Raw genomic sequence first — 17,428 nt, 5'->3', positions numbered from 1 at the left:
CCTGGTTCGTTGAAGGCGGTGTTGGAAGGCCGGTCAGGCCGATGGCGGCCGCGCGGTGCTCGGGCGGTTCGGCGCATTCATGCGACTGGCCGCGTCGCGCAGCAGGAAGGCGCGGTCGATCTTGTTGGTGGAGGCCAGCGGCAAGGCGTCGACGAACCACACCTGGCGCGGATGCTGGTAGGCCGGCGCGTGCGCCAGGGCGTAGCGCTTGATCTCGTCGGCCTCGGCGTGCTTGCCGGGACGCAGCACGATGTAGGCGACCGGCTTCTGGCCCTTGATGTCGTCTTCGACCGGGACCACGCAAGCCTGCTGCACGGCGGGATGGTGTTCCAGCATTTTCTCCACCTCGCCGGGATAGATGTTTTCGCCGCCGCTGACGAACATATCGTCGCGCCGGCCGACGAAGTAATAGAAGCCCTGGTCGTCGTGGCGAAACACGTCGCCGGTCGAGTAGTAGCCGTCGGGCGTGAAGGGCGGCGGCAGGTCGGGCCGCTGGTGGTAGCCCAGCATCAGGCCGGGACTCTTCATCTCCAGGATGCCTTGCTCCGGTCCATCCGCGGGGCCGCGCGCCTGGCGCAGCGACACGGCCGGATGCGGATAGCCCACCGACATGGGCGGCGTCGGCAGCTTGTCCGGGTGCGGGCCGAACACCACCGGACCGCCTTCGGTGGTGCCGTAGGCGTTGATCACCTTGGCGTTGGGCAGCATGGCATGGATCTGCGCCAGCAGGCTGGCGCTGACCGGCGCGGATCCCATGCGTATCACCTTCACCGAGGACAGGTCGGTGCGCGCCAGCAGATCGTGCTCGCGCAGCATCATGGCGATCATGGGCGGGACGGCGGTCAGCCAGGTGCAGCGGTAGCGGCCGATGCACTGGATGTAGGCGGCCGCGGTGAATTGCGGCAGCAGCACGGTGGTGGCGTGGCTGGACAGCGACAGCAGGACCAGCGCCAGCGCATTCATGTGGTACAGCGGCGCCGCGATGAGGGCCCGCTCCGCGTCCAGCGGCGTGGCCTGCCGGCGCATCCGCACGGTCCACAGGTGGCTGGCGTGCGACAGGCGCACGCCCTTGGGCTTGCCGGTCGACCCGGATGTGTACAGCATCAGCGCCACGTCCTCGGGCGACACCGGCGCCTCCGGCGTGGGACCGGGGCGCAGGTAGTCGAGGAAAGGCTCGCCGTCCAGCGCGATCGCCTGCAATCCCGCCGGCACCGCGTTGCGGCGCTCATGGTCGTAGAACACCACGCGCGCGCCGCTGTCTTCCAGCACATAGGCGATGGTGGCGGGCGGGAACTTGAAGTTGACCGGCACGGCGATCAGTCCGGCGCGCATGATGCCCAGCAGCGTGGCGACATAGCGCACCGAGTTGGCGGCCAGGATGGCGACGCGATCGCCAGGCTGGCCGCCGCCTTGCAGCAGCGCCCGCGCCACGCCATCGGCCATCGCTTCCAGCTCGCCATAGGTGCAGGGCGATTCATTCAGCGCGAGGTCGACGCCCAGCAGCGCGACGCGCGCCGGATCGGCGGCGGGATCGATGACGCGGCCCAGGTTCTGCGGCGTATACATGGCGGACCTCAGGCCTTGGCGGGCGCCGGCGCGGCGGTGGAATAGACGCCGCGGCCGCTGGCGACCAGCTTGCCTTCGTTGTCGAACACCTGTGCCTCGGCCACCGACAATTGCGAGCCGAACTTGATGACCTTGCCCTTGGCGCGCAGGTCGCCGGGCAGGGCGGCGCGGTGGTAGTCCACGCGCAGGTCCACGGTGGGTACGCCGCGGCCGGTCTTGGAGACCAGCGCCCAGTCGGCGGTGAGGTCGACCAGGGCGGCGAGGATGCCGCCGTGCGTGTAGCGCTTGTCGGGGTTGACGACCCATTCCTCGCGCCAGCGGGCGGACAGTTCGATTTCACCATCGTCGACGGCGAGGACTTCGATGCCCAGCCACTGGTGGTAAGGGCCGCGCAGCAGCTTGGCCTGGATGTCTTCCTTGGTGGGGACGGTAGCGGTGGTCATGACGGGGTTCCTTCGTATTCGGGTGGGACGGGGATGCGTGGACGCCGGGGCGCATCAGGGGTTGACGATGACCTTGCCCAGCACCTCGCGATCGCGGATCAGCGCCAGGCCGTCGGCGGCGCCCTCCAGCGGCACGGCGCGGTCGATCACCGGCTTGACGCTGCCGTCGGCGACCATCTGCAACAAGGCCTTCAGGTCTTCGTCGTAGAAGCTGTTCGAGCCCTTGATATTGAGCTCGAAGCTCCAGACGTAGCGCAGGTCTTCCTTGGGATCGTGGCCGGCGGTGGCGCCGCAGACCAGCAGGGTGCCGCCGCGCTTGAGGCACTTGATGGAAGGCAGCCAGGTGTCGCCGCCGGTGAAGTTGATGACGACGTCCACGCCGCCCTCGTAGGTGCGGCGCTGGGGCTTGCCGTACTCGGCGATGGCCCACTTCGAGAAATCGGTGGTGCGATAGTTGATGACGTGGTCCGCGCCCAGTTCCTTCAGGCGAGCCAGCTTCTCGTCGCTGCCGGCGCAGGCGATGACCTCGGCGCCCAGCAGCTTGGCCAGGATGACGCAGGCGGTGCCCACGCCGCCGCTGGCGCCCAGGACCACCACGCGGTCGCCGGCCTTCACCGTCTTGTGCGTGATCAGCATGCGATGCGCGGTGCCATAGGCCACGGGAAGCGCGGCGGCATCGTCATAGCTCACCTTGGCCGGCAGGGCGATCAGTTGCGGCGCCGACACCAGGCAGTATTCGGCCATGCCGCCGTCGAGCATTTCGCCCATCAGGCCCTTGCCCTTGTTCAGCGGGTTGACCAGCACGCGGTCGCCCACCTTCCAGCCTTCCACGCCCGCGCCGACCTCGGTGATCTCGCCGGCCATGTCCAGGCCGATGACCACGGGCAGCGGCACCTTGATGCCGGGCATGCCCTGCACGGTGAAAACGTCGTGATAGTTGAAGGACGATGCGCCCACGCGTATGACGACGTGGCCCTCGGTGGCCTTGGGCACGGGCTTGTCGGTGACGACCTGGAGTTTGTCCAGGCCGCCGTGTTCGTTCAGGACCAGGGCTTTCATGGTGGTGCTCATGGTTTTTTCCTCGCTTCCTATGGCAGGTGGTGGGGCGATATGCCGGATTACTTCAATGTCTTGGCGGTCTGGTAGGGACCCGTCACGAAAATGTCGGCGGGCAGCTGGCCCTTGACCAGGCCGCTGTCGGCGAATACCTGGTGCTGGCGCTTCAGCGTGTCGATGTCGGCAGGTTCGAAGGACACGCGGTACATCTCCTGCCACTGTGCGGCGTAGACCTTGGCGTCGGCCTCGGGCAGGTTGGCGGACTTGCGCAGGATGTTCACGACGTCGTCGCGGTGGCTGTCGCCCCAGGCGAGCGTATTGCGCAGGCCGGCGATCACATGGGCCACCGTATCGGGGTGCTGGGCAACGAAATCGCTGCGTACCGCGCCGATGCCGATGTACGGGACCGAATCGGACTTGGTTAATTTCTTCCATTCATCGGCGAAGGAGCCGAGGCGCGTGACCTTCAGGTCGGTCAGCTGGGCCACGGTGACCGAACGCAGCGCGGCGGCGTCGACCTGCTTCTGCGCCAGGAATTGCGCCAGGCGCGATTCGTTGCCGCCCACCAGCGAGAAGTCGTTCGCCTTGACGCCGTGGTTGCCGGCCAGCACGGCGCCGGCGATCACCGCCACGGAGCTGCCCGCGGGCGACATGCCGACCTTCTTGCCGCGCAGCTGGTCCAGCGACGTGATGGGCGAGCCCTGCGGCACCACGAATTGCACGTCGGCCGGCTGGGTGGCGGCGAAGATCTTGATGGGCACGCCTTCGGCCGCGCTACTGAAGACCCCCGCGGCGGGCGCGCCGAAGGCGAGGTCGATGGAGTTCGAAGCCAGCGCACGCAAGGGCGCATTGACGTCCGGGAACTTGATGAACTCGACATCCAGGTTCTGCTGCTTGAGGAAGTCCGTGGCTTCCAGCACGGCGCCGTAGCCCAGGCTGACGCCGCTGCTCCAGTAGCCGATGCGCACCTTGTCGGCGGCTTGCGCGGGGCCGGCGGCGCCGAAGGCGAGCGCCAGCAGGGCGGCGGGCAGGTACTTGGTCCATTTCATGTCGGAACTCCCGGAAAAATGCGTCGATGTGAGGGGACGGCGCAAAGGCCGCTTAAACCGGCTTCCAGCGGAACAGGCGGCGTTCCAGCGGCTTGAGCACGCCGCTTTCCAGCAGCAGCATCAGCACCACCAGCAGCAGCGTCCAGGCGAACACCTGGTCGGTCTGCACCAGGTCCGCGGCCTGCCGCAAACGGTAGCCGACGCCGTCGGAGGAACCCAGGGTCTCGGCCACCAGCGACACGCGCCAGCCGAAGCCGAAGGCAAGCCGCGCGCCGGAAAAGAAGTAGGGCAGGATGCTCGGCAGGTAGATCTTGCGCAGCACCTGCGCGCGGGTCATGCGGAAACTGCGGGCCAGGTCGACGTGCAGCTTGTCGACGTTCTGGGCGCCTTGCCAGACATTGGTCAGGATGAGCGGCATGGCCGTCATGAACACCACGAATACGGTGGTGGCGTTGGAGATGCCGAACCAGATGATGGCGAACACCGCCCAGATGGCCGAGGAAATGGTGTTCATCACGGCCAGCAAGGGTTCGAAGACCTGCGCCAGCGCCCGGCTCGAACCCAGCGCCAGTCCCAGCGGCGTGCCGACCAGCGCGGCCAGGACGAAGCCGCAAACGACCCGGTACATGGTCATGCCGATGTCGTGCAGGAAGGAATCGGTGCGCGACAGCGCGCCCAGCGCCTGCAGCACGCGGTCGGGGCCCGGCAGGATGAAGGCGGGGGTGTGCCGCGCGGCCAGCCACCAGGCGAGCACGAAGACGATCGCAAGCACGACGCGTTGCGCGACCAGCAGGGCGGGATGCAAGCCGTTGTTCGTGATCGCCTTGGTCATTGAGACACCGTCATTGATTTACCGTCATGGAATTACTTTCACTGGCTTGCCGTCATTGACTTACCGTCATTGACTTACCGTCATTGACTTACCGTCATTGACTTACCTTCAGGCGCAGCAGCCGCGTCTGCTCCGCGACGTCGCGGTCCGTCGCCAGGCGTGGCCGCGCCAAGGGAACCTTGGCGATCTCGCGCACGCGGCCGGGCCGCGGCTCCAGCAGCACGATGCGGTCCGCCAGCACCACGGCTTCCTCCACGTCGTGCGTGACGAAGAGTATGGTGGCGTTCTTCATGGCCTGGATGCGCAGCAATTCCTCATGCATCTGGGTGCGCGTCTGCGGGTCCAGCTTGGAGAACGGCTCGTCCATCAGCAGGATGTCGGGCTCGATCACCAGGCTGCGCGCCAATGCCGCGCGGCTGCGCATGCCGCCGGACAACTGGTGCGGCCACGCTTGCGCGAAACCGGCCAGTCCGACCATCTCCAGCGCGGCCATGGCGCGGCGCTGGCGTTCGGCGCGAGGCACGTTCTGCGCTTCCAGGCCCAGCGCCACGTTCTCGCGCACGGTGCGCCAGGGCAGCAGGCGGTCCTCCTGGAACAGATAGCCGAGCTTGCGCCAGTCGCGGAAGCGCGCCGCCGGCTGGCCGTTGATCTCCAGGTCGCCGTTGTCGGCGCTTTCCAGGCCGGACACGATGTTCAGCAAGGTGCTCTTGCCGCAGCCGGACGCGCCCAGCAAGGCGACGATTTCGCCGCGGCCCACGCCGAAGGAAATGTCGCGCAGGACTTCCAGGTCGCCGAAATGCTTGTTGAGATGGCGCACCCGCACGGCGTCCGCGCGGCCGGCTTCGGCCCGCGTCGAGACGCTTGCATCCAGGGGAGATCCTGCCGTGGGCGCGGACGCGGTGGCGGTGTCGTTCGCATTCAAGAGCACGGCGTTCATCGGCGGATCCCTGTATCGGGCGGCACCGGGATGGCGGCGCCGGTCTGCGCCAGGCTGGCGTACAGTTTTTCCAGCGTCATGGCCTGGAAGGTTTCGATGTGGCGGCGGGCGATCAGTTCGGCGCGCTTGCCGTCGCCTTCGGCGAAAGCCTCGATCAATGCGTTGTGGTCGTGTTTGATTTCCGGCTTGGTCTTCTGCACACCGAAGCCCAGCGCCACCAGGCGCGACATCTCGTCCAGCAGCATGGCCAGCGACTTGTGCAGGCGTTCGTTGCCGCTGGCCGCCGCGACGGCCAGGTGGAAGGCTTTGTTGGCATCCATGAAGACATCGATCTGGTCGTTCAGCTTGAGCACGGGATGCTGCACGCGGCAGGCCGCTTCCAGTTCGCGCAGCAGGCCCAGGTCCACGCGCCCCACGGCCAGGCGGGCGGCGAGCGGCTCCAGCTGGACCCGCAGGGTGAAGACCTCCTCGACGTCGCGCAGGGTGATGGGGGCGATCTGGTAGCCCTTGCGCGGGCGCGAGCGCACGTATCCTTCCTGCGCCAACCGGACCAGCGCGATGCGGCAGCTGGTCTTGCGGATGTCGTAGTTGGCCATCAGTTCCGGTTCGGTGACGAACGCGCCCGGCGCCAGCCGGCACGAAATGACGTCACGGCGGATGCGCTGGTAGGCGTCGTCGCCGAAGCTGACGGTGGTGGCGGCGGGAAGGAGTTCGAGGAGGTCAGTCATCGTCCGTGATCAACGTTGAACGTCTTACTGAGCAGCTCACAGATGTGGTGAGAGATGAGCACGGGTCCATTCTAGGTAGACAAGGATGATGGGTGAACTACCCAATTACCCTAAGCTTATGCAATAGGGGGATAAGGCGGTGAGCTGCTCAGCCGTACGCGATGGACGCTTTTTCTGCCCTGCCTGGGCGTCACTACGTTTGCGCTCGCCGCTTGAGGCGGGTCGCGTGGGAACCGTCACGAATGATTTGCCCCATATGCGGTTGTGCCAGCGTCCACATGACCGTGTGGTTATGTCATGACGGTTTCCGCACTCTTCATAAGGATGGTGAATCATGGCTGCTCCGCTAACCTCGACACAGACGCCGATGTCGGCTTTCCAATTGTCGACATGCGCCCCTGGGTGGGCGTCTGACCCAGGCATCGCTGCCCAGCACGCCGGGCGGGCAGGATCCGGGAACGCGCGGTCCTCACCCATCGCCGGCGTGAAACAAGGCGTGCCGCGGGCCTCGCTCATGGTCCGGATCCGGGAGTGGATCTACAGCTGCTTTCCGCGTTTCGCGGCCTTCGTTGGCGTGACCCGCGCGCGGACTGAGTTCTATGATGCGATGGCGTCGATGGCGGTCAAGGCGTCGGAGCGCCTGGCGAAGGCCGAGCATGAACTCCAAATCAAGCAGATGGAATGCGAACAATGGCGGGTGAGGTGCGAGACGTTGAACGCCCGCGTCGCGGCGTGGGAACAGGTTTCGTCGGATGCCTTCGATGCGCTGCGTGCCGCTCGCGCCGGCGACATCACGTACACCGACGAGTTGGATCGAGCCGAGGCCGACAACCTTGCCTTGTTGAAGGATCTGAAGCAGCGGCTGGACGACTGTGACCTTGAGCAAGCCTGGCGGAATGCCCTGGCGGACTTCGACTTCACGCTGCGCGAACATCTGGGGGACCTGGGCTCCGGGCCTTCCAGCGGTGGGACGGAAAACGTGCAGGTTCTGGATGCCGACGCTACGGCGTTGACAGCGAAAGCGATGACGCGCTGGCCATCCGATGACAGCGGCATCTCAACGTCGACGAGTTCGTCTTCGACCAGGTCGTCGTTGGCGGACTCGACGTTGGTGGCCATCGATCCGCAGCCGGACAGCCAGATGCCTCGGGGGAGGCGCCATGCCATGCCTCTTGTGCCCAGCCGCACGTTTAAACCGACGGTCATAGACTGATGTGCCGCCGTGGCGGCGGCGTTTTGGGGCGTGCAATGCAAATCCTGTCCGATACGCGTGTTGGATCGTGGGCGGCCTTCGATGTCGATGTAGGTGCCGGTGTGGCTGTCGGCACGGCCATTGGCCCAACGGGGGATACGTATGTCGATGCAACCGCCGCGGCCACGTCGCCGGAACTGCCGACCCTCGTCCCCACATCGCGGGTCGTGGATGCGACGCTGCTCGACTATTCCAGCATCTGTTCCCCGCAGGCCGCGCCGGATGTGGCCGTCGCGCGTATTCCTGCAAGCGGAGAGACGTCCAACGCGCGCGCCAGCGCGCATCCACACTTGCGATTGGCGATGGACCAGGCGCAAGGCGCGCTGCGGGCCCTCGCGCGGGCCGTATTTTCCTTCATGGGTCTCACCGGGCGCTGTCATCGATGGCGCGCGTCGCAGGAGAGACAACTCCTGGACGAGGCCATTCTGGTGCGCGCGCGGCAAATGCCGTTCGCGTCGACCGCGTTCGCGCCGCGTTTCCTGGCCCTGCGGATGGGCGATCGTGTGCAGGCGCTCACCAGGCGGGTCGAAGCGCTGCGACATGCGGAATGGGCCGCCTTGCTGGGGGCGCGCGAGAATGCGCGCGTAATGATCGAGCTGATGGGACTGGCCGCGGCGGGGAAGCAGGAAAAGCCGCCAGGCCAGCCGCGCCCGGAAACCGCCGTCGACGCCGAGATCGCGAGAATGAAAGACCTGTTCGGCGATTGCGATCAACTCATCGATTTGCTCGCACGCTACCAACCCCGGGGCGCGGCCGCCACGCGGGCCGATGCGTCGCTGCTTGCGACGGACGTCCCGCTTCCGACCAAGCTGCGGTGCCCGCCAGCGGTCAGCCGGCGTTCATGGGCGACGCGGCGACAGCATTGCGTGCCCCTTGCCTGAAGGCGCGCGCCTGCTGGCGCCGCTCATGGCCAACGCACCGGAGGCCTTGCGTGCCGCCTGCATGACGGCCGGCGCATAGGCTTCCAGTTCCTTCAGGCCCAGGCGGTCCGCCGGACCGGCCACGCACAGGGCGCCGATCACCTTCCACGAGCCGCCGAAGACCGGCGCCGCCACGCTGGCCGCGCCAGGATGCATCTCCGCCAGCGTGCACCAATAACCCTGGCGGCGGATCTGCTCGAACTGGGCGCCCGGCTCGCCTTCGAAGGCAAGTATGACCTTGCCGGCCGATCCCTTGGTCAACGGCAAGGACTGCCCGACCCGCGAACTGCTGGCGAAATCGTCATGGCCCCGCACGCGGATCAGGCGGACCCGGCTGTTGCCGTCGTGGGCGAAGAAGGAGGTCGTCTCGCCGGTGGCGCGGGCGAGGTCGCGCAGTATGGGTTCCAGGACATCGTGCAGGTCGAACGCCACGTGATAGCGGGCCGATAGCCATGCCGCCGCCGGACCCAGGCGCCAGCCGGCATTTTCCAGTTGCACCAGGTATCCGGCCTGCGCCAGCGTGTGGGCCAGCCGGAAGACGGTGGTCTTGGGCAGGGCGGTACGGCGCGCCAGCTCCGCCAGGCTCAAATGGCTGTCCTCGATACCGAAGGCGTCCAGCAGCGCCAGCGCGCGGACCACGGCGGTGACGGGTTCGGGGGCGCTTGGCTCGGGGGCGGCTGATGCGGGGGCGGCGGCATTCCTGGGGGTGAGTGGAGGGGGCGGGGTGGAATTGCGGGAAGAGGGGCGGACAGGCATGCGGACAAGGATGCGGAGCGGAATACGGGCAGGGAGCGGCGGAATATACGGGACGGAAAGACTGGTGAAAATACGGGGACAGATCTTGGTGTGGCGTATAAAGTTGCGGCAGGACGGCAGCGGCAGGGTGGCAGCTTAATGGCGGCAGCTTACTGGCGGCAGCTTAAGGGCCTTGCACGGCGCAGGAAGGCCGCCCGCTTGAGGGCCCCGCAACGCCGGCAGGCATCCCACGCGTTCCGTTCCACCAGCCGGAACGCTATTGTAGGCGGACGGCGGAGTGCCTAGACTGCCCGCCGACAGAGTTCAAGCAGAATCCCCAGCAGGAGCGCAGCACCATGATCATCGACTGCCACGGTCACTACACGACGGCGCCCCAGCGCCTGCGCGATTTCCGGCAAAGCCAGATCGCCGCCGTGATCGACAAGACCAAGCACATGCCCGATCCCAACATCCGTTTCAGCGACGATGAGATCCGGGAAGGGCTGGAAAACAACCAGATCCGCATCCAGCGCGAGCGCGGTGTGGACCTGACGCTGTTCTCGCCGCAGGCCGGCCAGATGGCCCACCACATCGGCGACGCCAAGGTCAGCGCCACTTGGACCCGCCTGTGCAACGACCTGATTCATCGCGCGGTGGAGTTGTATCCCTCCAACCTGGCGGGTGTTTGCCAACTGCCGCAGTCGCCGGGCGTCAGCCCCGCGGAATGCATTCCGGAACTGGTGCGCTGCGTGGAGGAACTGGGCTTCGTCGGCTGCAACATCAATCCCGATCCCACCGACGGTTACTGGACCGATCCGCCGCTGACGCAGAAGCATTGGTACCCGCTGTTCGAGAAAATGGTCGAGCTGGACGTGCCGGGCATGGTGCACGTCAGTTGCTCCTGCAATCCCAACTTCCATTTCACCGGAGCGCATTACATCAACGGCGATACGACGGCCTTCATGCAATTCCTGCAGTCGGACCTGTTCAAGGATTTCCCAACCCTGAAGTTCATCATCCCGCATGGTGGCGGCGCGGTGCCTTATCACTGGGGCCGCTATCAAGGCCTGGCCCAGAACCTGCAACGGCCGCCGGTGGAAGAACTGTTGAACAACGTCTATTTCGACACCTGCGTCTATCACCAGCCGGGCATCGAGTTGCTGTTGGAGGTGATCCCCCCGGAGAACGTGCTGTTCGCGTCCGAGATCGTCGGCGCGGTCAAGGGCATCAACCCGCGCACCGGCTTCAACTACGACGACACCAAGCGCTACATCGACGCGGTCAGCTGGCTCTCGGAAGAGAACCGTCGCCTGATGTTCAGCGAGAATGCTTTCAAGGTCTACAGCCGCCTGCGTCCCGAACTGGTTCGGCGCGGCGTGTTGTCCGCCTGAAACGGTTTTTCGCATTCCGGCTGGTCCGGTCTGCACACTACACGAAGGAGTCCAAGATGAGCGCAGGTTTTCAGGTTCTCAAACGCAAGCGGGCCGTCGACGCCGAGACGACGGCCAAGTTCGCCGCCTTGCCGGTGGCCAATATCAGCGATGCCATGCATCGCATCGTCGCGGGCGGTCCGCGCCTGCGTCCCTTGCACAAGGGTGGCGTGCTGGCCGGCCCCGCGCTGACCGTCAAGGTGCGGCCGGGCGACAACCTGATGGTGCACATGGCGCTGAACATGGCGGTGGAAGGCGACGTCATCGTGGTGGACGCGGGCGGCGACCTGACCAACGCGCTCATCGGCGAACGCATGATCGCCTATTGCGTGGCGAAGAAATTCGCCGGCATCATCATCAACGGCTCGGTGCGCGACCTGGCCTGGATCCGCGAGCATGATTTCCCGGTGTACGCGGCGGGCGTCACCCACCGTGGTCCCTACAAGGACGGCCCGGGCGAGATCAATGTGCCGGTGTCCTTCGATGGCCTGGTGATCGAGCCGGGCGACCTGGTGGTGGGCGACGACGACGGCCTGCTCTGCATCCCCTACGATGCCGCCCAGGACGTGCTGGTGAAGGCGCAAGCCAAGCACAAGCAGGAAACCGATACCTTCGCGGACATCGGCAAGGGCGACAACAACCGCGCGTACTACGAGAAGCAATTGCGCGACAAGGGCTGCTATTTCGAGGAGTGATCCTCGGGGCGTGGCGGCCATCGCGGCTGCCGCGCTGCGTATATGGCACGCGGTACGCATGCTATATACGCTACGTCCGCTACGTCCGCTACGTCCGCTACGTCCGCTACGTCGGTGCGTCAGCTACGTCTGCCGCGTCGGCCACGCCAGCCACATCCGTTACGCCGCGCCCGGTGCGCGTCGTTTCAATGCGCGGGCGAAGCCGGCGCCCAATACCGGCAGCACCATCGCGGCGCCGCCGAACAGCCAATACGGGTCCATCCGCTGCACCAGGGCGGCGGCCGTCGCCACGCCGGCCGACTGGCCCAGGAACAGGCAGCAGGCGAACAGCGCGACGGCCGTGCCGCGGCGCGCGGGAGCCATCTGCGTTGCGTTGGTTTGCAGCGTGCTGTGGATCAGGTAGTAGCCGAAGCCGCTCAGCAGGCTGCCCACCGCGCACCACATCCACGCCGGACCCAGCGCGTAGAGCGCGCAAGCCAGCATCAGCACCACGCCGCCCGATGTCACCAGGCCTGCTTCGCCCAGCCTGGCGATCAGCTTGCGCGAGACCAGCACATAGCCGATGCCGCCCACCGCGAACAGGCCGCCGATGGCGCCGGACGCGGTCGGGCCGAGCTGGAAGCGTTGCTGCACGTAGGTAGGCACGAAAGCCAGCACGCCGAAAACCAGCGCGCCTTCCAGGAAGACGGTGAGCAGGATGACGCGCGCCCAGGGGTAGGCCAGCACGCTGCGGATCGGCCCCACGAAGCCCACGGCCACCGATTGCGCGGCGCTGGCCCGCGCGGGGGCCAGGCGCAGCAGTAACAGCCCGGCCGCCAGGTAGATGGCGGCCAGCGTGGCGAAGGCGGCGCGCCAGCCTATGGTGTCGGCGAACAGGCCGCCTATCAGCTGGCCGGCGGCCATGCCGACGATGGTGCCTGTGATGAAGCGCGCCAGCGTGGCCTGGCGCTGCGCGTAGTCGACGTTGTCGCCGATCCAGGCCATGGCCAGCGGAATGATGCCCGCGCCGGCCGCGCCGGACAGGAAGCGCGCCAGCAGCATGCCGTTCAGGCTGGGCGCCAGTGCCGCGCCCAGGCTGCCCACGGCGCAGAGAAACGCCGCCGCGGTCACCGTGCGGTATTTGCCGTAGCGGTCGCCCAAGGGGCCGAACAGGAATTGGAAGACCCCGTACGCCACCGCGAATATCGTCACCACGCCGGCCGCCTCGCCCGTGCTGGTGCCGTACTCCAGCGATAGCTGGGGCAATAGCGGATCGCAGATGCGGAACGCGCAAGCGCTGGCGAACGCGGCGATGGCCAGGACCAGGATGATGCGGTGAGGGACGGGAGGGGAGACGGACGTAGCGGAAGAGGGGGCGGCGCTCATTGAAGACCGTTGAAGTTCTTATGTCGTTTTGCAGCGGCCCGCCCGTGGCCGGCATTTTGTCGATGGTGCGGGCAGGTCCGTCTCCGGGAGACGTGCATCCGGGAGACCTGCATCATAGCTTGCGCGGGGCTGAACAAAAAATTGCTGTCGACGTGCGGTGTGCGGTTTCCTCAGTGGCTGAAAGTGAAGTTCACGCCTGCCAGGACGACGAACTTCGGCAGCCCGGCGCCGTCGTGCGCGACCGTCCATTGCGGTTCGATGTAGGTATTGACGATGGTGCCGCCCATGCGCCAGGCACGGCCCACGCCCGCGCCGACGGGAATGTAGTACTGGCCCTTCTGCAGGTTGAAAGTCCAGATGCCGGTGGACCGCAGATACCAGCCGCCGGGAAGATTGCGGATGAGGAAGGGCTGCAGGGTCCCGGTATGCACGGCGTCGCGGTTGTTCTGCCCCGCGAAGGAATGCTGCCATTGAAGCAGCCCGCCCACCAGGCCTTCCTTGCTGGGACGTACCGCGACGGCCGCCAGGCCGCCCGACCACTTGCCGGCGCCCAGCTCGGGACTGGTGCCGGTGGGCATGGTCAGCATGGGCCCTACGCCCAGGTCGACCTCGCCGGTCTTGAGCAGGAAGATGTCGAAGACGTTGATGTCGCCCAGGCCGGTCTTGTAGCTGCTGTCCTGGGTCGGACGGGTGGAGATCGGCACGGTCCCGCGCAGGATCTGCGGCACGCCCACCCAGTCGCCCGGCGCGATGGGCAGCGTTGGCCGCAGCATGAAGTCATTGGTGTGGGAGTTGGTCCGGAACAGGCTGGGCGTGTAGTAGTTCTGCAGGCCCAGCGATGGCGCCAGGCTCAAGGGGTTGTTCGACTTGTTGGCATCGTCGGCTGACTGTGCCTGGACAGCTTGCGCGGCGCCGAGCGCCAGGAAGGAAACGGAAACCAGAATCTCACGCCACATGCCTACCTCCAGGACAGGATGGGGCGGTGCGCCCCGGGTAACGTCACGCGAATTCCGCCGCATGTTCGCGCCGGGCGGCACTGTGGTACGGAAACATCCTCCACTGTTGCTTGGCGCCTGCGAAGTTTTCATATTCTTACACATGAGACCTACAATCCACGCATCTCATCCGCAAATTTCGATAGAGTCGTTCATCCCGTAAGTTTGCTTTACCGCGCGCTACTCAGTCTGACTTGGTTTTCCAGCCGCTTCCTGATGGAACCGGCTGGTGCGATACGAACCGGAGGCAAGAATGGCAATGGGCAAGGTGCAGGGAAGAGCTACCGCGCGTGCCGTCCAGGCGGCGTTTTGCGGCATTGCGCTAGTGGGCGCGCAAGCGAAGGCAGCCGATTATGTCTTCGGGCCCGGGCCCGTGTATCAGCCGATACGGGTGCAGGGCGCGGGCAACACGGTCACCGTCGAAGGCAATACAACCATACAACCGCAAGAACCGTATCCGACAAACTACAGCGGCACGGGCTTGCAACTGCTGAGCGGTGCCACGGCGGTCCTGAAGGCCGATGACGGGCCTATCGTCATCAACGTGCATGGACACGCGGCCGATGGTCTTTTCGTCGGCAATAACAGCACCATGACGGTGAATCCGGGCGGCACCACGATATCCGTCCTCACCGACCCCACGGACAACGATCACAATTCGCGCGGCATCTATACCGTGGGCGATACCGGCCCGTCGGTCTTCAAGGGCTCGGACATCTACATTACGGTCGACGGCAGTAATTCGGACGCCTTGCGGTCGTATGGCCAGTACGCGACGGTGGACTTGAACGACAGCACGCTGACCACTACCGGGAGTACCTCGCGCGGCGTGACCTCCTGGGGGGGCGCCACCATCACACTGAACAACACCGCCATCAGTACCCAGGGCACGCAAGCCTACGGGGTGTGGATGACATCGGGCGTAGCGGGCCAGGATACCCACGTGACGATGAACGGCGGCTCCATCCTGACCACCGGCGGATCGGCTTATGGCGTGCTCGTTTATCCCGGCACCGACTTCACCGGCAACGGCACGTCGGTGCGCACCACCGGCAACTCCTACGCGGTGTATGTCTACGGCGGCAAGGTGGATGGAACGGGCATGTCCATCCTGGCAGAGGATACGCGCGCGTTGGTCGTGTCCCAGCCGACAAGCGTGGTGGACCTGACCGACGCGACGATACGCACCACCAAGGACAGCACGCAGACAGTGTGGGTCAGCGCCGGCAGCGCCACCCTGACCAACGCCCGGATCACGGCCGACGGCAGCAATTCCATACCCGTGTGGACCACCGGCGGCCAGACCACGCTGAACGGCGGTACGGTGACGACCAGCGCCGCGAGCTCGCGCGCCATCCTGGTCCAGGGCGGCGGACTGGCGCTGGGCCTGGACGGCAATGGCGCCGGCACGTTCGTGCGAACCACGGGCGCCAACGCGGATGCGGTGAGCGTTCTCAATGGCACCACCTTTTCCGCGGACGGCGCCACCCTGTCGGCCGAAGGCGCCAACTCGCTGGCGCTGCGCTTCTATGGAGGAGACGCCACGACGCCCAATACGGCGAACCTGAAGGACACCACGATACGTTCGGCGCAGCTGGATGGCCTCTACTTCTACGGCGGCCAGGGCGTGGTGAACATGGACGGCGGCAGCGTGACCGGCGGCCGGCGTGCGGTGTGGGTCGCGCCGGTGGGCGGCGTGGCCGCCTCCGGCACGCTGAACGCAAGCAATGGCGCGGTCATCACGGGCATCGTGGGCGCCACCGCCGGCAGCTCGATCGCGCTGAATCTCGCCAGCGACAGCCGCTGGAACGTGACGGCCGATTCCACGGTCAACAGCCTGAGCAATTCACATGGCACGGTGGACCTGCAGGCGGCCGCGGACGTGGCGTCGCGTCCCATGGACGCATCCGCCTACCGCGTCTTGCAGGTCAGCGGCAATTACTCGGGCGACCAGGGCGTGGTGGCGGTCAATACGTACTTGAACAAGGGCGGGGCGCTGTCCAACCAGTATACGGACCGGATGTTGATCGCCGGCAACGCCAGCGGCACATCCCTGGTCCAGGTCAAGGAGGTCAGCGGCAGCCCGGGCGGATTGACGGCTGGCGGCGGCGTGCCCCTGAACGACGAGGGAATATCGCTGGTGCAGGTGGCCGGGACGTCGTCGGTCAGCGCATTCGCCTTGAGCGGCGACTATGTCACGGTGGGCAACTCCCCCCATGCGTATCGCCTGTTCGCGTACGGGCCGGGCTCGGCGCTGGGCAGCGCGGACCCCGCGCAATCCCTGGTGGGAGGTACGGGCAGCCATTGGGACTATCGCCTGCAAAGCGCCTTCGTCACGCCGGATGGTCCCACCCCGGATCCGGAGGGTGGGGAGTCCGGGGGCGGCGAGTCAGGAGGTGGCGAGTCGGGAGGTGGCGAGTCCGGCGGTGGCCTGCCCGACCCCGACGAGGTGCGGTATGAAGTCGCCCCGCAGGTCGCTTCATACCTGATCGCGCCCATCGCCCTGCAATACGCGACGTATGCGGACCTGGACTCCCTGCATCGTCGCCTGGGCGAGATACGGGATGACCGGGCGCTGGGAAATAACCTGGGCAAGGGCGAGGCCTTCGTGCGCGCCTACGGCGGCGACTTCAGCTATGCCACCAACCGCAAGTTCAAGGATTTCGGCTACGACGCCAGCGGCAACTACGCCGCCGTGCAGTTCGGCGGCAATCTCTACAAGCAGGCGACGGACAACGGCATCTGGCGCTTCGGCCTGGCCGGCACCTTTGGTCACCTGAATTACGACCCGCACGCGGTGGACGGGCCCAGCAAGACCAAGACCGACACTTACCGCGTGTCCGGCTATGCCACCTACCAGGCCGACAAGGGCTGGTATGTCGACGGCATCCTGTCTTTTGGCTGGTTCGATGGCAACGTCGATACCGATGCGCGGGGCAAGGCGATGGACCTGCGCGGCACCAGCGTGGCGGGTTCGGTGGAGGCGGGCTATCCCATCGACATCGGCCATGGCATCAACCTGGAACCCCAGGCCCAGGTCAACGTGCAGCGGCTGAGTTTCAACCGCAAGACCGACGCGGACGGCCTGGACGTGGACATCGCGTCGCAGACGCAGGTACTGGGGCGGCTGGGCGCGCGGGTGACGCGGCCCATCGATGTGAGTGGCGGGCGCATCACTCCCTATGCCGGCGTGCATGTGCTGCATGCGTTCAATGGCGGCAGCAACGTGACGGTGGGCGACGAGACCTTCCGGACGGGCAAGTACGGCGACGCCATGCGCTACTCGGCGGGCGTTACCGGCACCGTGAACCGGAAATGGTCCCTGTATGGCGAGGTCGCGCGCATCGAGGCCATGGGGTCCGGGGTCGATGCCTGGCTGTTCAACGCCGGGGCGCGCTACCGGTTCTGAGGAAGCGCCGGAGTGC

General features: G+C 66.3%; 15 protein-coding genes. 5 read left to right on the top strand and 10 right to left on the bottom strand.

Going from position 1 to position 17,428, the window contains the following annotated elements; genetic code table 11:
* Nucleotides 1-33 precede the first annotated feature (33 nt).
* The 7 genes from C7R54_RS01225 to C7R54_RS01195 all read right to left on the bottom strand — a co-directional run bounded on the left by C7R54_RS01225 (nucleotide 34) and on the right by C7R54_RS01195 (nucleotide 6,611).
* Nucleotides 34-1,566, bottom strand: coding sequence for a class I adenylate-forming enzyme family protein (locus C7R54_RS01225; RefSeq protein ID WP_129148373.1), 1,533 nt, complete (start codon nucleotides 1,564-1,566; stop codon nucleotides 34-36).
* Between the two features lie 8 nt (nucleotides 1,567-1,574).
* Complete coding sequence (locus C7R54_RS01220) at nucleotides 1,575-2,009, bottom strand: PaaI family thioesterase (RefSeq protein WP_129148372.1); 435 nt, start codon at nucleotides 2,007-2,009, stop codon at nucleotides 1,575-1,577.
* A gap of 54 nt (nucleotides 2,010-2,063) precedes the next feature.
* A complete protein-coding gene (locus C7R54_RS01215; protein ID WP_204524291.1) occupies nucleotides 2,064-3,068 on the bottom strand; it encodes a zinc-binding dehydrogenase in 1,005 nt (334 codons plus the stop codon).
* 59 nt (nucleotides 3,069-3,127) lie between these two features.
* A complete protein-coding gene (locus C7R54_RS01210) occupies nucleotides 3,128-4,114 on the bottom strand; it encodes an ABC transporter substrate-binding protein (RefSeq protein ID WP_129148370.1) in 987 nt (328 codons plus the stop codon).
* 52 nt (nucleotides 4,115-4,166) lie between these two features.
* The gene (locus C7R54_RS01205) at nucleotides 4,167-4,946 is read right to left on the bottom strand and encodes an ABC transporter permease (protein WP_129148369.1); all 780 of its coding nucleotides are present in this window, start codon (nucleotides 4,944-4,946) and stop codon (nucleotides 4,167-4,169) included.
* A gap of 94 nt (nucleotides 4,947-5,040) precedes the next feature.
* The gene (locus C7R54_RS01200) at nucleotides 5,041-5,883 is read right to left on the bottom strand and encodes an ABC transporter ATP-binding protein (protein ID WP_129148368.1); all 843 of its coding nucleotides are present in this window, start codon (nucleotides 5,881-5,883) and stop codon (nucleotides 5,041-5,043) included.
* Nucleotides 5,880-6,611, bottom strand: a complete 732-nt coding sequence (locus C7R54_RS01195; protein WP_129148367.1) for a GntR family transcriptional regulator — start codon at nucleotides 6,609-6,611, stop codon at nucleotides 5,880-5,882. The genes C7R54_RS01200 and C7R54_RS01195 overlap by 4 nt, the downstream gene beginning before the upstream one ends.
* Nucleotides 6,612-7,095: 484 nt before the next feature.
* On the opposite strand from C7R54_RS01195, the gene C7R54_RS01190 reads away from it, so the two are divergent.
* Nucleotides 7,096-7,824 (top strand): hypothetical protein, encoded by a 729-nt coding sequence (locus C7R54_RS01190; RefSeq protein ID WP_129148366.1) that lies wholly within the window; start codon nucleotides 7,096-7,098, stop codon nucleotides 7,822-7,824.
* A 35-nt stretch (nucleotides 7,825-7,859) separates the two neighbouring features.
* Nucleotides 7,860-8,744: a hypothetical protein gene (locus tag C7R54_RS01185; RefSeq protein ID WP_129148365.1), complete on the top strand. Its 885-nt coding sequence runs from the start codon at nucleotides 7,860-7,862 to the stop codon at nucleotides 8,742-8,744.
* Here C7R54_RS01185 and C7R54_RS01180 read toward each other — a convergent pair.
* Nucleotides 8,703-9,422, bottom strand: a complete 720-nt coding sequence (locus C7R54_RS01180; protein ID WP_240039339.1) for an IclR family transcriptional regulator — start codon at nucleotides 9,420-9,422, stop codon at nucleotides 8,703-8,705. The genes C7R54_RS01185 and C7R54_RS01180 overlap by 42 nt on opposite strands.
* A 452-nt stretch (nucleotides 9,423-9,874) precedes the next feature.
* Here C7R54_RS01180 and C7R54_RS01175 point away from each other — a divergent pair, with 452 nt between their 5' ends.
* Both C7R54_RS01175 and C7R54_RS01170 read left to right on the top strand, forming a co-directional pair.
* Nucleotides 9,875-10,909, top strand: coding sequence for an amidohydrolase family protein (locus C7R54_RS01175; RefSeq protein ID WP_129148363.1), 1,035 nt, complete (start codon nucleotides 9,875-9,877; stop codon nucleotides 10,907-10,909).
* A 56-nt stretch (nucleotides 10,910-10,965) separates the two neighbouring features.
* Nucleotides 10,966-11,643: an RraA family protein gene (locus C7R54_RS01170; RefSeq protein WP_129148362.1), complete on the top strand. Its 678-nt coding sequence runs from the start codon at nucleotides 10,966-10,968 to the stop codon at nucleotides 11,641-11,643.
* Nucleotides 11,644-11,802: 159 nt separating this feature from the next.
* Here C7R54_RS01170 and C7R54_RS01165 read toward each other — a convergent pair whose 3' ends face one another.
* Together C7R54_RS01165 and C7R54_RS01160 are read right to left on the bottom strand one after the other, a co-directional pair.
* On the bottom strand, nucleotides 11,803-13,008 hold the full coding sequence (locus C7R54_RS01165) for an MFS transporter (RefSeq protein ID WP_129148361.1): 1,206 nt from the start codon (nucleotides 13,006-13,008) through the stop codon (nucleotides 11,803-11,805).
* Between the two features lie 170 nt (nucleotides 13,009-13,178).
* Nucleotides 13,179-13,964 (bottom strand): hypothetical protein, encoded by a 786-nt coding sequence (locus C7R54_RS01160; protein WP_129148360.1) that lies wholly within the window; start codon nucleotides 13,962-13,964, stop codon nucleotides 13,179-13,181.
* A gap of 292 nt (nucleotides 13,965-14,256) precedes the next feature.
* On the opposite strand from C7R54_RS01160, the gene C7R54_RS01155 reads away from it, so the two are divergent.
* Nucleotides 14,257-17,412: an autotransporter family protein gene (locus C7R54_RS01155; RefSeq protein ID WP_129148359.1), complete on the top strand. Its 3,156-nt coding sequence runs from the start codon at nucleotides 14,257-14,259 to the stop codon at nucleotides 17,410-17,412.
* Nucleotides 17,413-17,428 lie beyond the last annotated feature (16 nt).

Source organism: Achromobacter aloeverae (genome assembly GCF_004121055.1).
GTDB lineage: Bacteria > Pseudomonadota > Gammaproteobacteria > Burkholderiales > Burkholderiaceae_B > Bordetella_C > Bordetella_C aloeverae.
The sequence above is the reverse complement of the archived record's forward strand: the minus strand, read 5'-3'. Positions and strand labels throughout refer to the sequence as shown.

Excerpts from the sequence above, each read along its gene's own strand:
- C7R54_RS01225 (WP_129148373.1), bottom strand. The coding sequence starts at position 1,566 with ATGTATACGCCGCAGAACCTGGGCCGCGTCATCGATCCCGCCGCCGAT.
- C7R54_RS01220 (WP_129148372.1), bottom strand. The coding sequence starts at position 2,009 with ATGACCACCGCTACCGTCCCCACCAAGGAAGACATCCAGGCCAAGCTG.
- C7R54_RS01215 (WP_204524291.1), bottom strand. The coding sequence starts at position 3,068 with ATGAAAGCCCTGGTCCTGAACGAACACGGCGGCCTGGACAAACTCCAG.
- C7R54_RS01210 (WP_129148370.1), bottom strand. The coding sequence starts at position 4,114 with ATGAAATGGACCAAGTACCTGCCCGCCGCCCTGCTGGCGCTCGCCTTC.
- C7R54_RS01205 (WP_129148369.1), bottom strand. The coding sequence starts at position 4,946 with ATGACCAAGGCGATCACGAACAACGGCTTGCATCCCGCCCTGCTGGTC.
- C7R54_RS01200 (WP_129148368.1), bottom strand. The coding sequence starts at position 5,883 with ATGAACGCCGTGCTCTTGAATGCGAACGACACCGCCACCGCGTCCGCG.
- C7R54_RS01195 (WP_129148367.1), bottom strand. The coding sequence starts at position 6,611 with ATGACTGACCTCCTCGAACTCCTTCCCGCCGCCACCACCGTCAGCTTC.
- C7R54_RS01185 (WP_129148365.1), top strand. The coding sequence starts at position 7,860 with ATGCAAATCCTGTCCGATACGCGTGTTGGATCGTGGGCGGCCTTCGAT.
- C7R54_RS01175 (WP_129148363.1), top strand. The coding sequence starts at position 9,875 with ATGATCATCGACTGCCACGGTCACTACACGACGGCGCCCCAGCGCCTG.
- C7R54_RS01170 (WP_129148362.1), top strand. The coding sequence starts at position 10,966 with ATGAGCGCAGGTTTTCAGGTTCTCAAACGCAAGCGGGCCGTCGACGCC.
- C7R54_RS01165 (WP_129148361.1), bottom strand. The coding sequence starts at position 13,008 with ATGAGCGCCGCCCCCTCTTCCGCTACGTCCGTCTCCCCTCCCGTCCCT.
- C7R54_RS01160 (WP_129148360.1), bottom strand. The coding sequence starts at position 13,964 with ATGTGGCGTGAGATTCTGGTTTCCGTTTCCTTCCTGGCGCTCGGCGCC.
- C7R54_RS01155 (WP_129148359.1), top strand. The coding sequence starts at position 14,257 with ATGGCAATGGGCAAGGTGCAGGGAAGAGCTACCGCGCGTGCCGTCCAG.